The organism is Vibrio sp. HS-50-1 (genome assembly GCF_024747315.1).
GTDB classification, from domain to species: Bacteria; Pseudomonadota; Gammaproteobacteria; order Enterobacterales; family Vibrionaceae; genus Vibrio; species Vibrio diabolicus.
This window is the reverse complement of sequence record NZ_JAMPZF010000048.1, coordinates 532,893-552,190: the sequence shown is the minus strand read 5'-3', so window position 1 is coordinate 552,190 and position 19,298 is coordinate 532,893. Positions and strand designations below refer to the sequence as shown.

The window sequence follows — 19,298 nt, the reverse complement described above, 5'->3', positions numbered from 1 at the left end:
ATCTAACCGAAACACTAAACAGAGGCGTGCTTTTCCTCTGCAAGGGTATGGCATCCCCACTTCGCGATCATATTAAGCAAATCACTTTTCTGAACTGGTTTTGTCAGGTAATCATCCATACCTAATGCGATACTTTTTTGTTGCTGCTCTTGCATCGCATGTGCGGAAAACGCAACGATTGGACACCAAGGAAACGCACCACTTTCCTGTAACTCACGAATGTCTTTTGTCACGCCAAAACCATCTTTGTTTGGCATAGAAATATCGGTAATCACCAAGTCCGGAGAAAGCTGTTTATAAAGTTCAACGGCTTCAACACCATCTTCCGCCAACGTCAGTTTAACACCTGTGTCTTGCAACATTTTTTCAATCAATATTCGATTGATATGGCTGTCTTCTGCGACTAATAGGTGCAGGCTAGAAAAGTTAGGGGTCTCATCTGAGGAAAGTTCTCGACGCTTTTGTGTCTTAGTAGAAAACAGAGCTTGCAGTTTATGCTGCGTGACCGGTTGCGGCAATAAACGATCCCGCTCGCACGACCAAGCATGCCCTTCCTCCATCACGCAAGGTGCAAGAAACATTACCCGTTTGGCGGCGGATTCTATCGCATCAAGCTCATAGAGCGCATCTCTATCTTGAGCATTGTTTACACTCGCGAGGATACGATCAAAACCATCCAATTTTTTACCCAAAGACTGCGCAGTTGACCAGTCGTTGGCATGAGTAACTTCAATGCCAATCTCTTGAGCTAAATGTATCAAGTGTTGCACGCGCGGTTGATAATCATCAATCAACAATAGTCGATTTGCACTCAGCTCTATCGGATCGGAAAGAAGCTGACTTTGCTTAGGCAACTGCAAACTAAAGCTAAAACACGACCCTTTGCCAAAATCTGAATGCACACAAAGCTCGCCGTTGTACATGCTGATCAAACGTTTTGAGATTGCCAACCCCAAGCCTGTACCTTCATGACGTCTTGTCGCGGAGGTATCGACCTGCTCAAACTTATCCATAATATGAGCCAATCGGTCTTCGGGAATACCAATGCCCGTATCACTCACGGAAAAATCAAAACCGTGCTCACTTTCTCTGACTTTGAGTAGCACATGGCCTTCATCCGTGAATTTCACCGCATTACCGATCAAGTTAAGCAAGATTTGATTAATCCGACCTTTATCACCGACCACGACCGTATTCATGGCCAATGGCATATCAACCAACAACTTGAGGTTCTTTTTATCCGCCTGATAGGCACACAAAGCGGTGCAACTCTCGACGAGTGAACGCAAATCAAACTCCTCTTCAACTAACGTCAACTTGCCCGCTTCTACTTTGCTGTAGTCGAGGATGTCGTTAATGATCGTCACAAGGTTGTTGGCAGATTTGTGCAGCAAGAGTAATAACTCCCTTGGCTCTCGACGGTTTTCGTTCTCAAGCAATATCTCGCTGATCCCCATGATCGCGTTCATTGGGGTACGAATCTCATGGCTCATGTTCGCCAAAAATTCCGATTTGGCTTGCATCGCCTTTTTCGATTTATCTAAAGCAGACGACAGACGCCTCTCCATCCTGCGCCTGTCGGTGATGTCACGCTCTACCGCAATAAAACGTAACAGCCCGCCATCTTCATCAAACACAGGAGAGAGCTCCAACTCGACCCAATACGGGTGCTTCGACTTGGTGTAGTTGAGTATTTCAACCCTAATAGGAGAGTGCTTACGGACACTTTTTGAGAGCAATGCCACCGTATTTGGATCTGTGTCTGGCCCTTGGAGTAACTCGCCCGGCGATTTGCCAATAACTTCTTCCAACGTATATTCGGTTAGCTGTTCAAACGCAGGGTTTACCCATGCAATAGTGCCGTCAGGGTGAGTAATGATAATGGTATCACGCGCATGTTCAGCAACCTCAGCAAGCTGCGATATTTTGGCCGATAACTGTTGCTGGGTTTGATGCTCTTGCTGAAGTTTAGTTTGCGCTTGCGCTAAAGAGCGTGACATTTGGTTAAACGCTTCGCCAACACGTGTAACTTCGTCATTGCCTGAAATCGAAATTTGCGAACCCGGACCTTGCTGTGAAACCTTGATTACTCCAGTACGAAGAAGATCGAGCCGCTTCATCAAATAGCTACCGAGAGCATACGAAAACATGGCCACCAGCGACATTTCAATAAAGGCGATAACCAAACTTGCTTGAGTCGCAAATGAAAGAACTTGATGTACATGTTCAACATTCACACCCATTTCAACCTTACCGAAAGCCTGCTCTCCAAGAGTAATCTCCTGCGCAACATCGTAAACTCCATCGGTCACATCAAACGGTCTCACACCAGTATCAACACCGCTGTAATCCCCCTGTAGCGTCAGCTCGACGCCATCTTGGTTAACAATACGAATATAAGCCAGCTCGCGCTCACTCACGACAGAACGAGCAAAACTGTCTAGATAGGCTAAGTCCGTCGCAATCACCGCATCTCTCGACGCCTGAGCAAATACACTCACCAAGTGTTGGCTCCCAACCTCGAGGCTAGTCTCGTTGGAACTTTCCAACCAATTAAGCCCACTAATGATGAGTACACCGAGCGCAAGGGCCTCAATAAGAGCAATGCCAAGTATCGTTTTCGAACGCAGCGTCATAGGACAACCATTTATCTTGAGATTCCCAATTGAACAACATCTTGCCAATCTTGGTCTTGTGCAAGCTGTAACCCGTCAATGTTGAGTAAAGTAAAACTCTCCTGTGCTTTTGGATCGTCATTAAGTTGCGAAATTGCCTTTCGTAAGGCAAGAGTAATCTCTTCATCGACATTATTTGAAACCGCAATAGCATGAGGCGTATAACCAGCAGTTGTATAAATGATGCTAAGTTGGTCTTTTATTTCACTCGGTAAGCTCTCAAAGGTACGCTTCACGCCACCACCAGCAATGTACAAACCTTTAAGTACCCCCAAATAGACTGAGTCGTGCGAACCGACGTATTTAGGCGTAAACTTGATGCCTTTCCGCGCCAACTCTGATTGTGTGATGATAGAAGCAGCAAATGCTCGTGGGGCAGGAAAAGCGATGGTCTTGTCTTGCAGCTCATCAAGGGAAACCGACTTCCCTCGCCTTGCTACAATAATGCCTGTGATGCGCTTATTCTTCGCTCTTGCTAAAGCCGTATAACCTGGGTTTTGATTCACCAACGTAAAGTGATATGGGTTCATGTATGCAATGTCGTAGGCTCCAGCCATCAAGCGTGCTTCGAACGTGGGAATATCACGTGCCGTGGCAAACTTAATCTCAACGCCAGCAAGATCTCCCCAGCGTTGCAGTAATGGCTGCCATTGTTGCACTAGTTTGGTCGCCGACTGTTGCGGTACGACACCAAAAACAATGGAAGGTTGAGCAACGACAGAAGGTGACCATGTGCATAACACCATAAGCAACGTAAATATTCGCTTGTGAAGCCGCCAAATCAACGTCTTTAGTTGGGAGTTCAACAAAATCATCTCCTTATGTTTGTCTTTCGTTAAAGATAGATAGCTATCTGAAAGATTGCGAATTATCGGATTAAATTGCCTCGTGTCTCAGATACCATTTATACTCAAATGAACACCTACAACAGGAGCAGGTAAATGCTTATTACATTTCGTTGCCATAGCCACTCGAACGTCACTATGTTTGGCGATATTGCGATAAAGATGATCAAAATGATGGGGCATAGTGGCTCAGTACCAGGGTCAATTTCCGCTCAAGACATCCCTGATGCTCTATCTAGATTGACCTCCGCTCTCGCAGCACAAGAAGCGATAGAGCAGAACAACAGTCAAGCAATGGAAGAAGATGAGGAGCAAGAGGAACAAACGGTCAGTTTAGGACGCAGAGCATTTCCACTTATTGAGCTTTTAAAATCGGCTATTAAAGAAGAATGCGAAGTGATGTGGGACAGCCAATAAATGCTCCAAATCAAGCTGTGGAGAGGAAAGCAACATCCAATCTATACTTTCCTCCCCTGCTAAAAGGAACTCACCCAATTCACTTCACTCCTCTATTTGAATGACTCTTAACGAGTGCTTACTCAAAACTAACCTATTGAATATAAATCAGTGATAAGCCTCTGATTTTATAATAAAAATCCCCTATTGACTGAAACACTCACTTATCATTGTGGCCTCAACTGCAAACCATTAATGGAATGATTGTTATGTCAGAACTGACTCGGATGCGCTCTGGAGAAACCTATAATTGCCTGGATGAAGAACTAAAGCTAATGCGCGCCAACACTGCGCAGCTTGTCTTCCAATTTAACCACGAGCCAAACCCAGATATCCGTAGACAACTATTGGCGGAAATGGGCGTCCAATTAGAAAACAGCGCCTGTATAGAGCCACCGCTTCAACTTACCTACGGTTGTCACTTGTCCATCGGGGAAAACACCTACATCAACTGGGATGCCATTATTCTGGACAATGGACAGGTTGAGATTGGTGCGAACGTCATGATTGGGCCTAGAGTGCAAATTTACACAGCCGCTCATTCACTCGATACACAAAGACGCTTAGCCGGAGATGAGATCGCCAAACCGGTCAAAATCGGCAATAACGTTTGGATTGGTGGGGGCGCAATCATACTGCCAGGCGTGACCATTTGCGATGAGGCCGTCGTCGGCGCTGGCTCTGTCGTAACCAAAGATGTTGCGCCAGGCGATCGAGTTGCTGGAAATCCGGCGCGCTCCATTAAACCAAAAAACTGAAGAAAGTCGCTATTTTGCCAAATGTTCGCGAATAATGTTGGCAAGCAGATTGAGAGCATGGACGTATTTGTCATTGAGCTCAAAAGAAGCGTTAAGACGAATACAGTGATCGTATTGTTCTGTCAGGCTGAACATCTTTCCCGGTGCGATGCTGATATTGTCTTTTAGCGCTTCTCGATATATCTGCAAGGCGTCGATATGCTTGGGAAGCTCTAACCAAATAAAGTACCCGCCGCTTTGGCTTAACACTTTGACTTCTTCAGGTAACAGCTCACTAAGCCGATCCGTCATCTTACTTTTACGTTCAAACAGCTTTTTCCGTAACTGCTTCAAATGCGATTCATAATTGCGGCTTGTTAAATAGTGCACCAATGTCATTTGTACTGGTGCACTCGTCGCTAACGTACTCATTAACTGTAACTTTTGTACCTCTAGCGCCCGCTTTCCCGCCGCAACCCAACCAATACGTAGCCCTGCGATTAATGATTTTGAAAACGAGGAGCACAACATGGTATTGCCCGTGTCATCAAACATTCTTAGTGGGTAAACCGAGTCATTCCCGGCATGCAGTTCGCTGTACACATCATCTTCAATCACTGGCACGTTATATCGCTGTGTCAGTTCAATCAGCTTTTGTTTTTTCTCGTTGGAGAGCGTAAAACCCAGAGGATTTTGGAAGTTCGACATCAGCCAACATGCTTTCACATCGTGTGTTTGCAGCGCTCGTTCCAATGAATCTAGGTCAATACCCGTGACTGGGTCTGTTCTTACTGAGAGCGCTTTCAAACCTAACCGCTCTAAGGATTGCAATGCGCCATAGAATGCAGGCGACTCCACAACCACCCAATCTCCCGGTCTTGTGCAGGCTTGCAAACTGAGCGTTAACGCCTCCAGCGCGCCTGCCGTAATGACAATTTCATCGGGTGAAATTTCAATGCCTTTCGCAGCATAACGCTTCGCGATGATGGTGCGTAATTGTTCGTTTCCTGGAGGTAAGTTATCAAAGGTGGTGGAAATCGGCATATTGCGAGCGGCTGCGCTCATCGCCCGATTCACGTGATAGCGTGGGTACAAACTTGGATCTGGATAGGCAAAGCCAAAATTGATCATGGATGGATTTTTACTCGCCTGCAGCACATCAAATATAAACTCATTGATGTCTACCTGCTCTGTCCACGAAACCGCGGCTGGCGCTTGGGGTTCATTTGAACTCTTAATATTGGGAGCGACTCGATAACCAGAGCGCGGCTGTGAGGTGACCCAGCCTTGAGATTCCAGAATTTGATAAGCGTGCAATACCGTCATCAAGCTCAAACCCGAGTGTTCAGATTGGCGACGCAGAGAAGGCAGTTTGTCACCCGGGTGCCATATCCCCGATTTTATCTGCCTTTTAAGCTGTTCCACTAACTCTTGATACTTCGCCAAACGCAAACCCCCTTCCATAAAGCCGAATGCAAAATAATAACACTTCAATATTTAATCTGTTATAGGTTTATAGTCACTGTCTGTACCTACTTCCCTCATTCCGCTCCTTTTAAAATAGCTCTCTCATAAAACTTAAAAGATCAAAGGAAGTTTAATGTTTGGCCTCGACGCATTTATGCTTGCACGGATACAGTTCGCCTTTACGGTATCCTTTCATATTATTTTCCCCGCTATCACCATAGGTTTGGCCACCTATCTCGCCGTGCTGGAAGGCTTATGGCTAAAAACACGTAATCCCGATTACCAAAAGCTCTATCACTTCTGGTCGAAAATTTTTGCAGTTAACTTTGGGATGGGCGTTGTATCTGGTCTTGTCATGGCCTATCAATTCGGCACCAACTGGAGTGGTTTCTCCGACTTCGCTGGTTCTATCACTGGCCCATTACTGACTTATGAAGTGTTAACGGCTTTCTTTCTCGAAGCTGGATTTCTTGGCGTGATGCTATTTGGTTGGCGTCGCGTCGGCGAAAAGCTGCACTTTTTTGCAACCTCGATGGTGGCGTTAGGCACGATCATTTCGACCTTCTGGATTCTCGCCTCCAACAGTTGGATGCAAACGCCACAAGGCTATGAAATTGTCGACGGACGCGTGGTACCAACCGACTGGTTTGCTATCGTTTTCAATCCTTCATTTCCTTATCGTTTGGCGCACATGAGCATCGCGGCTTTTGTCAGCTCTGCACTCTTTGTAGGCTCGTCAGCAGCTTGGCATTTATTGACAGGCAATCAATCGACTGCGGTAAAGACCATGTTTTCGATGTCGCTCGGGATCTTAGTGTTCCTTGCGCCACTCCAAGCCGTGATTGGCGATGTGCACGGGTTAAACACCTTGGAACACCAACCCGCCAAAATCGCTGCCATCGAAGGACATTGGGATAACAGTGATGGCAAACCAACCCCATTGATTTTGTTCGGAATGCCAAACATGGAACAAGAACGCACAGACTATGCCTTAGAAATTCCTGTTCTAGGAAGTTTGATCCTACGCCACAGTTTAACTGAGCCAATCCCGGCGCTGAAAGACTTCCCGAAAGAGGAACGACCGAACTCACCTATCGTCTTTTGGTCATTTCGAATCATGGTCGGACTAGGACTTCTGATGATTTTTCAAAGCTTCTACAGCATGTGGTTACGAAAAAAGAACACGCTTTATACCTCGCGTTGGTTCCTCAAGTTTTCATTGTTTATGGGGCCATCTGGTCTTATCGCAATACTCGCTGGCTGGTTTACGACAGAGGTTGGTCGGCAACCTTGGATCGTGTATGGCGTACAAAAAACGCGTGATGCGGTTTCTGCACACGGAGACCTACAAATGAGCATCAGCCTGCTGTGTTTCCTTGTTGTATACAGCTTGGTATTTGGTTTTGGTTATTACTACATGATCCACCAAATCAAGAAAGGCCCCGATGCAATCGAACACGATGAGCACGACATGACGACCGTTTCAGGCCGCATCTAGAATTTGTCACAAAGTGAAGGTAGAAAATATGCATTTTGATTTATCCATGATTTGGTTCGCGATCATCGTTTTTGCCACTTTGATGTACATCATCATGGACGGCTTCGATTTGGGTATTGGAATACTGATGCCCTTCATCAAGGATGAAAAACAAAAAGACGTCATGGTCAACAGTGTCGCGCCTGTTTGGGACGGTAACGAAACTTGGATTGTGCTTGGAGGTGCATCTCTATTTGGCGCTTTTCCCATGGCTTACGCAGTAATTATTGAAGCGCTAACCATCCCTTTAACACTGATGTTGATTGCTTTGATCTTTCGTGGCGTAGCATTTGAGTTTCGCTTTAAAGCATTGGAAAACCACTTAAAGTTCTGGGATCGCTCTTTTATGGTCGGCTCGATTTTAACCACGTTTTTCCAAGGCATCGTTGTTGGCGCGGTAATTCAAGGCTTTGCGGTGGAAAACCGCGTCTTCGTAGGTAGCCAACTAGACTGGCTCAGCCCTTTTCCCATCTTTTGTGGTTTGGGTTTAGTCGCAACGTACGCACTGCTTGGTAGCACATGGCTCATCATGAAAACGGAAGGTGCACTGCAAAACACGATGTACCGCTTCACTAACAAAACTCTACTGGCGATGATCTCCGCATTAGTCATTGTGAGCGCTTGGACCCCACTTGCTTACCCTGCCATTGCGGAAAGATGGTTTTCTCTGCCTAATTTGTTCTACTTATTGCCCGTACCTGTCATTACTGGGCTGGTATGTTTGAAGATTGCTGACTCCGTTAAAAAGCGTAAAGAGCGCAGCCCTTTCGTGATGGCGCTAGTGATCGTGATTCTCGGGTTCGCAGGGCTTGGCATCAGTATCTGGCCAAATATCATTCCTCCTAGCATATCAATATGGGAAGCAGCGGCTCCTGCAAGCAGTCAGCGCTTTATGCTCGTTGGAGCGGTGATCATCATCCCGATAATTCTGGCTTACACCTTTTGGAGTTACTACGTCTTCTCCGGAAAAGTAAAAGAAGGCGAAGCGTACCATTAACGAGTTAATGAGGAGTGAGTATGAAAATCAAAAATTGGTGCCGCCAGTGGGCTTGGATGGTTGGGATCTGGGCGGCCAGTGTGCTAGCTCTGGGGTTCGTATCAATGCTGTTTCGCGTCATGATGACCGCTGCAGGGTTAAAATCTTAGCTCGGCACTTTTAAGTCAATAAAAAATGGAAGCCTCTAGATCTTGTGTAAGAGCTAGAGGCGTTTACATTCAAGTCCGACTTTTCACGTGTGCAGACAATACGATAGTAGATTCAGAACCGCGAGCCACTTCAAAATAGCCACCAGCGCGAGATAGCTGGCGAGCCATCAGTTTTTCTTTGCCCAGCTTTTCAAACCAATAAGGTGCCAATGAGCACTGAGCTGAGCCTGTGGCAAGATCCTCTGAAATACCGATTTTAGGTGCAAAGTAACGCAGCACATAGCCACTATCAGAGCTTTGAGCCGTCACGATGACTGCATGAAACTCATCAATTTTAATCAGCTCATCAAAGTTAGGCTTATAGTGAGCAACATCATCTTCGGATTCGAGAACAACAACCAAATCACGCGTTGTAAAAGCATCTACGGGGCGATTTGAGAAGCCTGAAATATCCAAGGGGATTACATGAGGCTTTGCTTGCCAACTTGGCATCACTATCCGATACATTCCATCCAGTTCAGTAACGGTAATATGACCATATTGGCTTTTTAGAATGACCTCATTCTGATGATAGTTGGAAATGATTGCAGCGCCTGCGCCCAAACTTCCGTGTCCGCATAGGTTGATCTCTCCTTCTAGGCTAAACCAGCGAATGTGGTAGTCACTGCCAGACTGAACCACAAATGATGTGACAGGTTGAGCGACCTGATGAGTGATTTGAAGTAACTCAGAATCACTCAGCCAGTGATTTAGTTCGACAACGCCACAAGGGTTACCTTGAGCCAATTCATCACAAAATACATCATATACTTGCGCTTTAATCATCCATCATCCTTGCGGTTTAACGCTGCACTAAGTTGTGAACAACGCTATCATTAACCCGAAACCAAAAAATGACAAGCCTCGGGAGTCCCTCTCAAATGCTTTGTTAGTCTTTTTATGCATCTATCTTGGCTAGTTCAACCGTAAAACCCATGTTTTGTAACCGTCTACTGTGATGACGCAGGTTTACTTTTGAAAAAATGGCAAGTGCACTTCACCTTTCTTCTTGTGCATAATTGCGAGAACAACTCTATGTGTACGCGGTGACTCATCTTTATTAAAAACAATACTCAAATAAGTATCGTCTAAGTGTTTGTTAACTTGTGCAAGCACTGAGTTATCATTTAACAAAAGCTCAGTTGCAACCGTTGCTTGTGAAAATAAATGACTCAATACCGAAGATGCACCATATTTTTTAACATGAATAAAAGCATTGCATTGAGAAAGTAAGTCGCAAAACTCTATTCGAGTTCCTATACCTTGAGGGTAGATCCATTTTTGATCTAAAAGGGCAAAGTTTTCACCATCTGCAATTTTATTGAGATACTCACCTTCAGTAAGAGTTCCGTATGGTGGGAAGTCGATTTTCGACCTAGGTAAATGTTTGAAATACTCATTAACCGAATCACTGAACTTTCTTTCAACTCTATACCATTGAGAATCATTTAAGACGAATACATCACCTTCTAACTCTACTTCTCCATTAAGACAACGAAAAATTGACCATGACTTGAATCTCAGCAGAGTTATAGGCGTAAACTTGTTTGCGCTTTAATGTCTCCACGCTTGTAGGAAGCTTCAACTTGGCTTCTTTCACATACAACTCCAAATCAAGCTCAGGGTGCAGACAAACTGAACAACCTTTTTTGGCTCTTGTTGTATAAGCAAAACCTGAAAAGTCCCCATAATCCATTATTTCAGGGCATGCAATCCAAATTGAATTATAAGCTTGGGAACTAAACTGTTGAACAATCTTGTCATTTAATATTGAAATCGTTTCTGGATCAGTTACAGCTTGTATAAAATCGACCCAAGGGTAATTAGACAAATACTTATCCGAAGCATATGCAGACATTATCCTATCAGCAATTTTAGGTAGCTCCTCAAGACTTACTTTTGTATATAAGGATACAGAATCGTAACCTGAAACAATTTCTAGTTCATCACCTTCAGTATCAACAACTGCAGATATTGACTTTAGAATTTCGTGATCAAACTCGAAGTCAAAATCTGAAACGTTCGTATTTTTTGAAGTTTGAGAGCGTGTCTTAAGTGCAACTTTGTCTAATGTTGACTTATCTATTGATTTGATTTGCTCTGAATCACCAATATTGAGTGATACTCTCAGTCCGAAGCCACGCTGAATTACATGCTGAAAAAGTAATGACTTGGCGTGTCCGAATGTAAAAGCGACTAACCTTCCCTCTGCTTCTACCAAAAACACTCCACATATGCTCTCAGCATAAAACATAGAATCATCAACGTCAGGGTGGATGGTAAAAATATCGCTCCATTTAGGCTTAGATCTAGCATTTTTAATGTAAAGACTATTGGAGCTATCGTTTATGCTAACCTCTATCTTTCTAGCATTTTTCTTAGGGTTGATTATATCGGCCTCTTCGTAGCCTTCTTTGATCAAATATGCAACGACATTAAGCTTCATTTCATCCCTCACCACTCCTACACATAAGCAACTAATATCTCATCAAAGTTCTCCATATGGTATGACATCTGTCATAAATATTACCAATCGTAATGAATAGCTTTATCCTATTAAATCCACTAAATGGCTTTCATTAAACTCTGATAGCTTTTGCAGCTTTAGACTGGCTTCATTAAACTCTTGGTAGAACTTATCAGGTTGAGGTATCACGACTGTTTTTATGTTTGCTCGTGTTGCCGCAAGCATACCCGAATAAGAGTCTTCAAAGGCAATACAGTTACTTGAATCTACACCTAGTTTATTGATTGTTGAAAGGTAGACATCTGGCTCTGGCTTGCCCTGTTCTACATCGTCTGAGGATGATATCGCGTCAAAGTAACTGGCAATACCGAGTTTGTTCAAAATCGTGGGAATGAGTTGATAAGGTGAATTAGTAGACAGCCCTATCTTAAACCCTTTTTCCTTAAGCAATTTGAGTGTTTCTGTAACACCCTCTAATTCGCATCCTTTTTCAATTATTAATGCCTCCACTTTATCCACAACAGCATTCTCTACTTCTTCTAGGCTCTTTTCTTGCCAAGGATTACGTTCATACCAAAACCTTGTTACTTCATCTGTCGTCATCGTTGCAGTCTGCTTTGACAGTACTTCGGTTACCTGGACGCCAACTGATGAAAACACCTGCTTTTCCGCTTCCTTCCACAAAGGTTCTGAATCAATCAGCAACCCGTCCATATCAAAGACCGCAGCGTATATCATTGGTACATCCTCAGTAAGTTCTATTCGTTGAGTAAGATTTGTCTATTCAACCAAAGCATGGCTTTGCATATAACGAGGGAGAGTATCACATTTGCCTGTGGCTATCAGAGCCAGTTCGATGACTCATCTTTAAACCTCAACATGACCGATGTTCATGGCTACTTTCAACGCTTGTTTATTGAGATTAAATGCCTCCCAAGCAACAACAACACGACTAGTGAGAGGGATATCATCAATCTCGGCGACTGTCGCGGAATCATCGAGATGTTCAGCCAGTGAGCGCGGAACGAGAGCGATACCTAACCCGGCCTGCGCCATGGCAATCGTCGTACGAAGTTGCGGTGCTGCGAACTGTGGTTCGAGCCTTACTCCTGCGTCGGCAAAAAGTGTGCTCATGCCATCAAACAATGCGGGTCCAGTCTCTCGTGGAAACAGTAAAATTTTATGGCCTCTCAACTGTTTCATCTGGATACAGGGATATTTTGCCAGTTCGTGCCCCGCCGGAATCACAGCGACAAACGGGTCGTTAAACAACACCTTGTGCTCAAAAGGCTCACTGGCGTAACAGGGTAGCCGCATGATTGCGAGATCAAGTTGTTTGCTTTTTAACTGAGCGGCAAGCTCTGGCATTGACAGTTCCGCCGCCTGTAAATGAACCCCATTCTCTTGAATACGCCCCACCCTCTCTAATACCTTAATGCAGGTTGATGTTGACGTCGCGAACCCAATTTTAACCTGCGTATTTTCACCACGGGCAATCTGTCGGGCTTTTGCTTTAGCGCGTTCCACATCAGCAAGAATATTTACCGCATCCGTATAAAAGACTTGCCCCGCATGGGTCAGTTCTACCCCTCTAGACAAGCGCTTAAATAGGTCCACACCAAGCTCGTGCTCTAACTTTTTGATTTGTTGACTTAAAGGAGGTTGCGCAATCCCTAACTGTTCAGCGGCTCGGGTAAAGTGACGAGTCTCGGCGACCGCGACAAAATACTTCAGGTAGCGAAATTCCATATATTTTCCATATCAAAATAAATCTTTTTTATATTGGATTTAGCACCGTGTAGAAGTCAATCTAAATATACTCTTCATTGCATAACTGGTCTTACTCATGCGTGGATTTTATAACCCTCTATGTGCTTGTTCGCTTGAAGTAGCGAAAGAATTTTCTGAATACCATCACGTTACCGGAGATGGTGAGATTTATCAGACTTCGTTAATGAGTGCTTTGATCGCTGGTGTTTACGAAGGCTCAACAACCATAGAAGAACTGCTGAAACATGGGGATTTTGGTTTAGGTACATTCAATGAACTGGATGGTGAGTTGATTGCTTTTGATAAGGAAGTTTTTCAACTCAAGTCGGATGGCTCCGCAAACCCGGCAGATCTGGCGCAAAAAACGCCCTTTGCTGTCATGACTTTTTTTAAGCCTGATATCGAGCTGCCACTGACATCGCGCATGTCACGTCATGAAGTCCATAGCCTCATAGACGACATGGTTCCAAGCGATAACCTATTTTGCGCAGTGCGCATTGATGGCGTTTTCGATTCAGTTCGTACTCGCACCGTACCTAAACAAACACGCCCTTATCGGCCAATGCTTGAAGTGGTCAAAGAACAACCAACGTTCCGCTTCACGCATAAGCAAGGCGTGGTCGCCGGCTTTCGCAGTCCTAAATATACGACTGGCATCAATGTACCCGGCTATCACGAACACTTTATTACCGATGACCGCCAAGGAGGTGGTCATATTCAGGATTACAGCATTTCGTCAGGGTTCCTCCAGATTGGCAAAGTCTCGCGGCTAGTGATTGATACACCACTATCGACAGACTTCCTCAGTGCCAATTTGGCTCCAGAAGATATAAATACCGCCATAGAAAAGGCGGAAAAGTAACAAAGTCAGGCAAATGATAAGGACAACAAATGCAATCCAAACCTTCAAATAAAAATGGAGCTCAGTTGATCGCTCAACAGCTAGAGTCTCTCGGCATTAAGTACATTTTCGGTATTCCCGGTGCAAAAATCGATCGACTGTTCGATGCGATTGAAGACACTAACATCCAAATGATTCCGGTACGTCACGAGGCTAACGGCGCGTTTATGGCGGGCGTTATGGGAAGACTAACCGGCAAAGCAGGCGTCACAATGGTTACGTCAGGTCCAGGCTGTGGAAACCTAGTTACAGGGGTGGCAACAGCAAACTCCGAAGGCGATCCGCTGATTGCTATCGGTGGTGCTGTGAAACGAACTGACCAGCAAAAACAAACACACCAGAGCATGGATACCGTCAGTATTTTTCGCTCTATAACCAAGTTCAGTGCTGAAGTGCAGCATGTGGACGCCGCAAGCGAGATCATGGCGAACGCATTTCGTATCGCAGAGTCAGGTCGTCCTGGGGCTTGCTTTTTGAGTCTCCCCCAAGATGTTTTATCCGAGCAAACCCAAACGGACATTATTGTCCCCTCGCCTTACACACAGCATGGTTGCGCAGACATCGCAGCAATCGAAGAAGCGGTCAGTCGAATCAGTAAAGCAAAGCGTTGTGTGGTTTTACTTGGCCTTCACGCGAGCCGCAGCCAAAACGCTGCTGCTATCGCCCGATTTCTTCAAAATACGCAGCTACCCGTTGTCGGCACTTACCAAGCCGCCGGAACGGTAGACATCAACTACTATCACCACTTTGCTGGTCGTGTTGGTTTATTTAACAACCAACCCGGCGATGTTTTACTGCGTGATGCCGATTTAATTCTCACCATCGGCTTTAGCCCAATAGAGTATGACCCTGAGCTTTGGAACAGCCACCGCAACCCAGTGATTCATCTCGATATTGAACCGGCAGAATACCAACTTAATTATCAGCCTTGTGTTGAAATCGTCGGAAACATTGCGCAGTCATTAGACAAAATGGGCAGCTATATCTCTGAATATGCTCGTCTTTCCCCAACGGCACTTTCAGTACTGGAAGAGGTAGCACTGCAACGGCAAGTGATCAAGACCTATCCCAATGTCTATAACAAGCAAGGGTTTCATCCACTGGCACTGATTAAAGCCATGCAATCTATCATCACACCAGATACCACGCTATGTCTTGATATGGGGAGCTTCCACATCTGGATCGCTCGTTACTTAAGCTGTTTTCGAGCTCGCCAAATGCTGGTGTCTAACGGCCAACAAACGATGGGCGTTGCACTGCCATGGGCCATTGGTGCCAGCCTACTAAAACCTGGTAGCAAAGTGGTATCGATATCGGGAGATGGCGGTTTTATGCAATCGAGCATGGAGTTAGAAACCGCGGTTAGACTGAACTGCAATATCGTCCATATTGTGTGGGTTGATAACGCCTACAACATGGTAGAAATGCAAGAGATCAACAAATATCAGCGCTGCTCTGGTGTGAAATTTGGACCAATTGATTTCAAGGCGTACGCCGAGGCATTTGGCGCGAAAGGCTTCGCAGTGACTAGTCAACACGAATTGCTACCGACATTGAATAAAGCCATGGACGTTGAAGGACCAGCAGTGGTGGCTATCCCCGTAGATTACAGCGACAACGACAAACTGATGTTGCCGCGCACAGAGAAAAATCAAGATCCCGTTTTTGTAAGTTTCGAAGGAGAAATCGCATGAGAGGATTAAAAAATAAAGTCGCACTCGTCACTGGTTCTGCCAATGGTATTGGTTTGGCCATCGCAAAACGTTTGTATGAAGAAGGCGCAAACGTCGCTCTTGCCGATTGGAATGAAGAGCAGTTGGCAAACGCCGTTGAGGGCTTTGATAAACAGCGCGTGTCTGCGCATTCCATTGACGTTTCTGATCCAGACAAAGTCGCAGCACTGATTTCTGATGTTGTTACCCGTTTCGGTAAACTGGATATTTTAGTAAACAATGCTGGCGTACATGTCCCTGGTTCAGTGATTGAAGGTAGTGTGGAAGACTGGAAGAAGATCTCTGGTGTAAACATTGACGGCGTCGTTTATTGCGCAAAGTTTGCGTTACCTGAACTCTTAAAAACGAAAGGTTGTATGGTGAATACCGCGTCCGTTTCTGGTTTGGGTGGTGACTGGGGTGCCGCATTCTATTGCGCGAGTAAAGGCGCTGTGGTCAACCTGACTAGAGCGATGGCATTGGACCATGGTGCGGAGGGTGTAAGAATTAACGCCGTATGCCCAAGCTTAGTAAAAACCAACATGACGAACGGCTGGCCGCAGGAAATCCGCGATAAATTCAATGAGCGCATTGCGCTCGGCCGAGCCGCCGAACCTGAAGAAATTGCGTCCGTCGTGACTTTCTTGGCAAGTGATGACGCATCTTTCATTAATGGCGTAAACCTACCTGTAGACGGCGGTGCCACCGCATCAGATGGTCAACCTAAAATAGTATAAGCATTAACACTGACTGAGCAGAATTTTTAACTGTAAGGTATCCACGCCAAAAAAAGAGCCGAGTTTGTACTCGGCTCTTGTGTGTCTGTTCTTAAGCCTGCGACGTTGCTAAACCTGCCGACGCGCCGCCTAATAACACATGATTAAACTCCATTCGAGATTCTTGGGCTTGTTCAGACAGTTCTTGCTTCTTCTGTTGAGCCAACTCAAGCGCTTCGGTTAGTTGCTGTAGCTCTGTTTGCATCTCTTCTGGTAAATGATGGTCCGAAAACCCAGATTCACAGCTGTGTTCTAAGGCAAATGCGCGAATTCTCTTACGCATGCTCATCAGGGCCGCCATTGCTTCGCGCTCTTCTTCAGCCGCCTGTTGAGCTAAGTCTTTAAAGCGCTCAAATTTCGCCAAAGCCATTCCCTCTGTTGACCAAGGGTCAATTTCCGGCAGTTCTTCAATGTTAATGGTTGGCTCTTCGTATTCTGCTTGATGTTTAATATCTAGGCTCGCCGCGCGAACAAAGGACACCATCAACATCACCGAGATAACTAACAACGGTAAACCTCCCACGATCGCAGCGGTTTGTAATGTCGATAAACCTCCCATGAACATTAGGACGGTTGGCAGAAAAGACAAAGTAAACGCCCAGAACAAACGGTTCCAGCGCATCGGTTCTTCCGTCACATCATTTTGAACCACAGACGCAAGAATGTACGAGATAGAGTCAAACGACGTCGCCGTAAAAATGATACACAACAGTGTAAAAACACCAATAACGATTGGCCCTAACGGTAATGTGTCTAGCGTTGCAAAAATAGCCGCCGGTGCGCCCGATTCGTTGAGGATTGCGATGACATCAAGCTCACCCGTCAATTGCAACGATAAACCGTAGTTACCTAAAACAATGAAGAATAAGAAACAACCTAAAGAACCGTAAAATATAGAACCTACGACCATCTGTTTGATCGTTCTTCCACGCGAGATACGCGCAACAAACAATCCCATGCAAGGAGCAAAGACCAACCACCATGCCCAGTAGAAAATAGTCCAGTCTTGCGGGAAGTGTGTATCTGTAAACTCACCATAACCACCAAACGGCTCCGCCCAGGTAGCCATAACAAAGAAGTTAGACAACATACGACCAATAGAATCTAAGCCTGTTTCTAACATGAATACGGTTGGCCCAACGGCGAGTACAAAGAGTAACAAGCCCATCGCACCCCAGAAGTTAATGTTACTAAGGAATTTGATCCCCTTCTCAAGCCCTGCATACGCGGAGTAACCAAAAATCGCAGTACAGAGAAGTAATACAGCCACTTGGCTGAAGGTATTGTTTGGAAGACCGAAGATATGATGTAGACCACCGTTGATAAGAGGCGCTGCTAAGCCAAGCGTAGTCGCCGCTCCACCCAACATACCAAAAATAAACAGCACATCAATAAACTTGCCAATACCACCGTTTGCACGCTTTTCTCCTAATACAGGCATTAACGCACTAGAGATTTTCAAAACAGGTTGTTTGCGTACATAAAAGAAGTAAGCGATAGGTAGAGCAGGAATAAGGTAAATTGACCAAGCGATCGGTCCCCAGTGAAACAGACCATAAGTCGCGGCCCAGCGAATAGCTTCTTCACTGCCTGCTTCCAACTGAAATGGTGGTGATTGATAGTAGTATGCCCACTCGATACACCCCCAATACAGAATACTTGCGCCAATACCTCCACAAAATAGCATTGCAGCCCATGAGGCGTTACCAAATTCTGGTTGCTCGTCGGCTTCACCAAGTTTGATTTGGCCAAGATCGCTGAACACGGTGTAAATCATAAAACACATTGCTGCGATACCCAGTGCGAGGTATAACACACCAAGCTTATCGGTCATGAAAAATTTGGCCGAAGCTATCCAATCCGCACCTTGTGTGGGAAATAAAATTAAAGGTATAACAACGCTGAGTAAAAGAAAGAGTGAGCCTAAGAAGGTAGGCTTATCGATGAGAGAAAATGATTTGTCCATATTATATATCCTTATATTTTCAAAGGACATGATCTACATTTCTCACAACTTCGCCAATTCACAACACTTATCGTTACCACAAGAATAATTGTCTTTAAAATATGCATTATGTGACGCTGATTTTGTATTCATTATTTGATGCCATAGCGTTTAAATACGGCAGCTTTTCTGCCACACCATCCAGCGCTCTCTACCTTTAAAAACCTCAACACTGTTTGCCACCACTGAGGATTCCACAAGCTTAAACGCCGGTTCTAGATAACCCTCCAACTCCCCACTTCGCAAACAAAATGGAGGGAAGCGAGAGTGGTAATCATCATCTATAACGAAATAACCAATTAACAAACCGTCTCTTGGCAGCAATTTATCCACCATAGCAAAATAATCTGGCCACTGGTCTCTCGGTAGTGCAGCGAGAAAGGCACGCTCGTAAATCACATCAAATGAGTGCGTAGAGTCAGCGTTAAATACATCCCCCAGCACGACTTTATCTTTGTACTTGCCTAACGTCGATTGCGCCATTTTTACTGCTTGTTGGCTGTAATCCATCGCGATCACATCATGCCCATATTGAATAAAAGAGCTGAGTTCATAAGCAGCACCACAGCCAGGGATAAATACAGATTGACCGCTATGAAGCGCGTTTTCTAGGTAAGCTTTTAGCTCTTGAGGTGTGGTTTTGGCATCCCACGGCATGGTGCCTTGGGTAAACAAATTATCCCAAAACTGTTGATTGATGGTCGGTGCCTGCTTCATTTATCGCCCTCCTGATTGTACTGGCACAAAAAGAAAGGGATACGCAGC

17 protein-coding genes and 1 pseudogene are annotated in these 19,298 nt (G+C 45.1%); 8 read left to right on the top strand and 10 right to left on the bottom strand.

The features are described from left to right. Positions 1-14: 14 nt before the first annotated feature. Together NDJ01_RS21725 and NDJ01_RS21720 are read right to left on the bottom strand one after the other, a co-directional pair. A complete protein-coding gene (locus NDJ01_RS21725) occupies positions 15-2,636 on the bottom strand; it encodes an ATP-binding protein (RefSeq protein ID WP_258587332.1) in 2,622 nt (873 codons plus the stop codon). Between the two features lie 11 nt (positions 2,637-2,647). After that, positions 2,648-3,484: a phosphate/phosphite/phosphonate ABC transporter substrate-binding protein gene (locus NDJ01_RS21720; protein ID WP_309474518.1), complete on the bottom strand. Its 837-nt coding sequence runs from the start codon at positions 3,482-3,484 to the stop codon at positions 2,648-2,650. 132 nt (positions 3,485-3,616) lie between these two features. Here NDJ01_RS21720 and NDJ01_RS21715 point away from each other — a divergent pair, with 132 nt between their 5' ends. Both NDJ01_RS21715 and NDJ01_RS21710 read left to right on the top strand, forming a co-directional pair. Then, positions 3,617-3,937, top strand: coding sequence for a DUF1840 domain-containing protein (locus NDJ01_RS21715; RefSeq protein ID WP_031427956.1), 321 nt, complete (start codon positions 3,617-3,619; stop codon positions 3,935-3,937). A gap of 248 nt (positions 3,938-4,185) precedes the next feature. Further along, positions 4,186-4,734, top strand: coding sequence for a sugar O-acetyltransferase (locus NDJ01_RS21710; RefSeq protein ID WP_074190546.1), 549 nt, complete (start codon positions 4,186-4,188; stop codon positions 4,732-4,734). Between the two features lie 9 nt (positions 4,735-4,743). Here NDJ01_RS21710 and NDJ01_RS21705 read toward each other — a convergent pair whose 3' ends face one another. Then, positions 4,744-6,177, bottom strand: coding sequence for a PLP-dependent aminotransferase family protein (locus NDJ01_RS21705; protein ID WP_309474517.1), 1,434 nt, complete (start codon positions 6,175-6,177; stop codon positions 4,744-4,746). A gap of 136 nt (positions 6,178-6,313) precedes the next feature. Between NDJ01_RS21705 and NDJ01_RS21700 the strand changes: the two genes are divergently transcribed. Genes NDJ01_RS21700 through NDJ01_RS21690 form a run of 3 tightly spaced genes read left to right on the top strand, consistent with a single transcriptional unit; the run spans position 6,314 to position 8,863 of the window. Beyond that, positions 6,314-7,678 carry a cytochrome ubiquinol oxidase subunit I gene (locus NDJ01_RS21700; RefSeq protein WP_258587330.1) on the top strand — a complete coding sequence of 455 codons (1,365 nt, stop codon included), beginning with the start codon at positions 6,314-6,316 and terminating at the stop codon, positions 7,676-7,678. Between the two features lie 28 nt (positions 7,679-7,706). Then, positions 7,707-8,714, top strand: coding sequence for a cytochrome d ubiquinol oxidase subunit II (gene cydB, locus NDJ01_RS21695; RefSeq protein WP_258587329.1), 1,008 nt, complete (start codon positions 7,707-7,709; stop codon positions 8,712-8,714). Positions 8,715-8,734: 20 nt separating this feature from the next. Next, complete coding sequence (locus NDJ01_RS21690) at positions 8,735-8,863, top strand: DUF2474 domain-containing protein (protein ID WP_015313385.1); 129 nt, start codon at positions 8,735-8,737, stop codon at positions 8,861-8,863. A gap of 69 nt (positions 8,864-8,932) precedes the next feature. Here the strand turns inward: NDJ01_RS21690 and NDJ01_RS21685 are convergent, their stop codons facing one another. From NDJ01_RS21685 to NDJ01_RS21665, 5 genes and pseudogenes are all read right to left on the bottom strand, one after another. After that, a complete protein-coding gene (locus NDJ01_RS21685) occupies positions 8,933-9,688 on the bottom strand; it encodes a PhzF family phenazine biosynthesis protein (RefSeq protein WP_048624921.1) in 756 nt (251 codons plus the stop codon). 112 nt (positions 9,689-9,800) lie between these two features. Then, positions 9,801-10,405, bottom strand: a pseudogene (locus NDJ01_RS21680) (TIGR04141 family sporadically distributed protein). After that, complete coding sequence (locus NDJ01_RS21675) at positions 10,389-11,348, bottom strand: TIGR04141 family sporadically distributed protein (protein ID WP_258587328.1); 960 nt, start codon at positions 11,346-11,348, stop codon at positions 10,389-10,391. Before NDJ01_RS21675 ends, NDJ01_RS21680 begins: the two are co-directional and overlap by 17 nt. A 102-nt stretch (positions 11,349-11,450) precedes the next feature. Continuing rightward, positions 11,451-12,107: a hexitol phosphatase HxpB gene (gene hxpB / locus NDJ01_RS21670; protein WP_053807854.1), complete on the bottom strand. Its 657-nt coding sequence runs from the start codon at positions 12,105-12,107 to the stop codon at positions 11,451-11,453. 129 nt (positions 12,108-12,236) lie between these two features. Beyond that, entirely contained in the window at positions 12,237-13,118 is an 882-nt protein-coding gene (locus NDJ01_RS21665) for a LysR family transcriptional regulator (protein WP_258587327.1), read from the bottom strand. Positions 13,119-13,215: 97 nt separating this feature from the next. Between NDJ01_RS21665 and budA the strand changes: the two genes are divergently transcribed. The 3 genes from budA to NDJ01_RS21650 are packed head-to-tail and all read left to right on the top strand — an operon-like array spanning position 13,216 to position 16,489. Next, on the top strand, positions 13,216-14,001 hold the full coding sequence (budA, locus tag NDJ01_RS21660) for an acetolactate decarboxylase (protein ID WP_258587326.1): 786 nt from the start codon (positions 13,216-13,218) through the stop codon (positions 13,999-14,001). Between the two features lie 29 nt (positions 14,002-14,030). Continuing rightward, positions 14,031-15,734 carry an acetolactate synthase AlsS gene (alsS, locus tag NDJ01_RS21655; protein WP_258587325.1) on the top strand — a complete coding sequence of 568 codons (1,704 nt, stop codon included), beginning with the start codon at positions 14,031-14,033 and terminating at the stop codon, positions 15,732-15,734. Then, on the top strand, positions 15,731-16,489 hold the full coding sequence (locus NDJ01_RS21650; RefSeq protein WP_005392589.1) for an SDR family NAD(P)-dependent oxidoreductase: 759 nt from the start codon (positions 15,731-15,733) through the stop codon (positions 16,487-16,489). The genes alsS and NDJ01_RS21650 overlap by 4 nt, the downstream gene beginning before the upstream one ends. 91 nt (positions 16,490-16,580) lie before the next feature. On the opposite strand, the gene NDJ01_RS21645 is transcribed toward NDJ01_RS21650, so the two are convergent. Then, complete coding sequence (locus NDJ01_RS21645) at positions 16,581-18,494, bottom strand: BCCT family transporter (RefSeq protein ID WP_048624916.1); 1,914 nt, start codon at positions 18,492-18,494, stop codon at positions 16,581-16,583. 150 nt (positions 18,495-18,644) lie between these two features. Then, positions 18,645-19,250: a TPMT family class I SAM-dependent methyltransferase gene (locus NDJ01_RS21640; RefSeq protein ID WP_258587324.1), complete on the bottom strand. Its 606-nt coding sequence runs from the start codon at positions 19,248-19,250 to the stop codon at positions 18,645-18,647. Between the last annotated feature and the right edge of the window lie 48 nt (positions 19,251-19,298).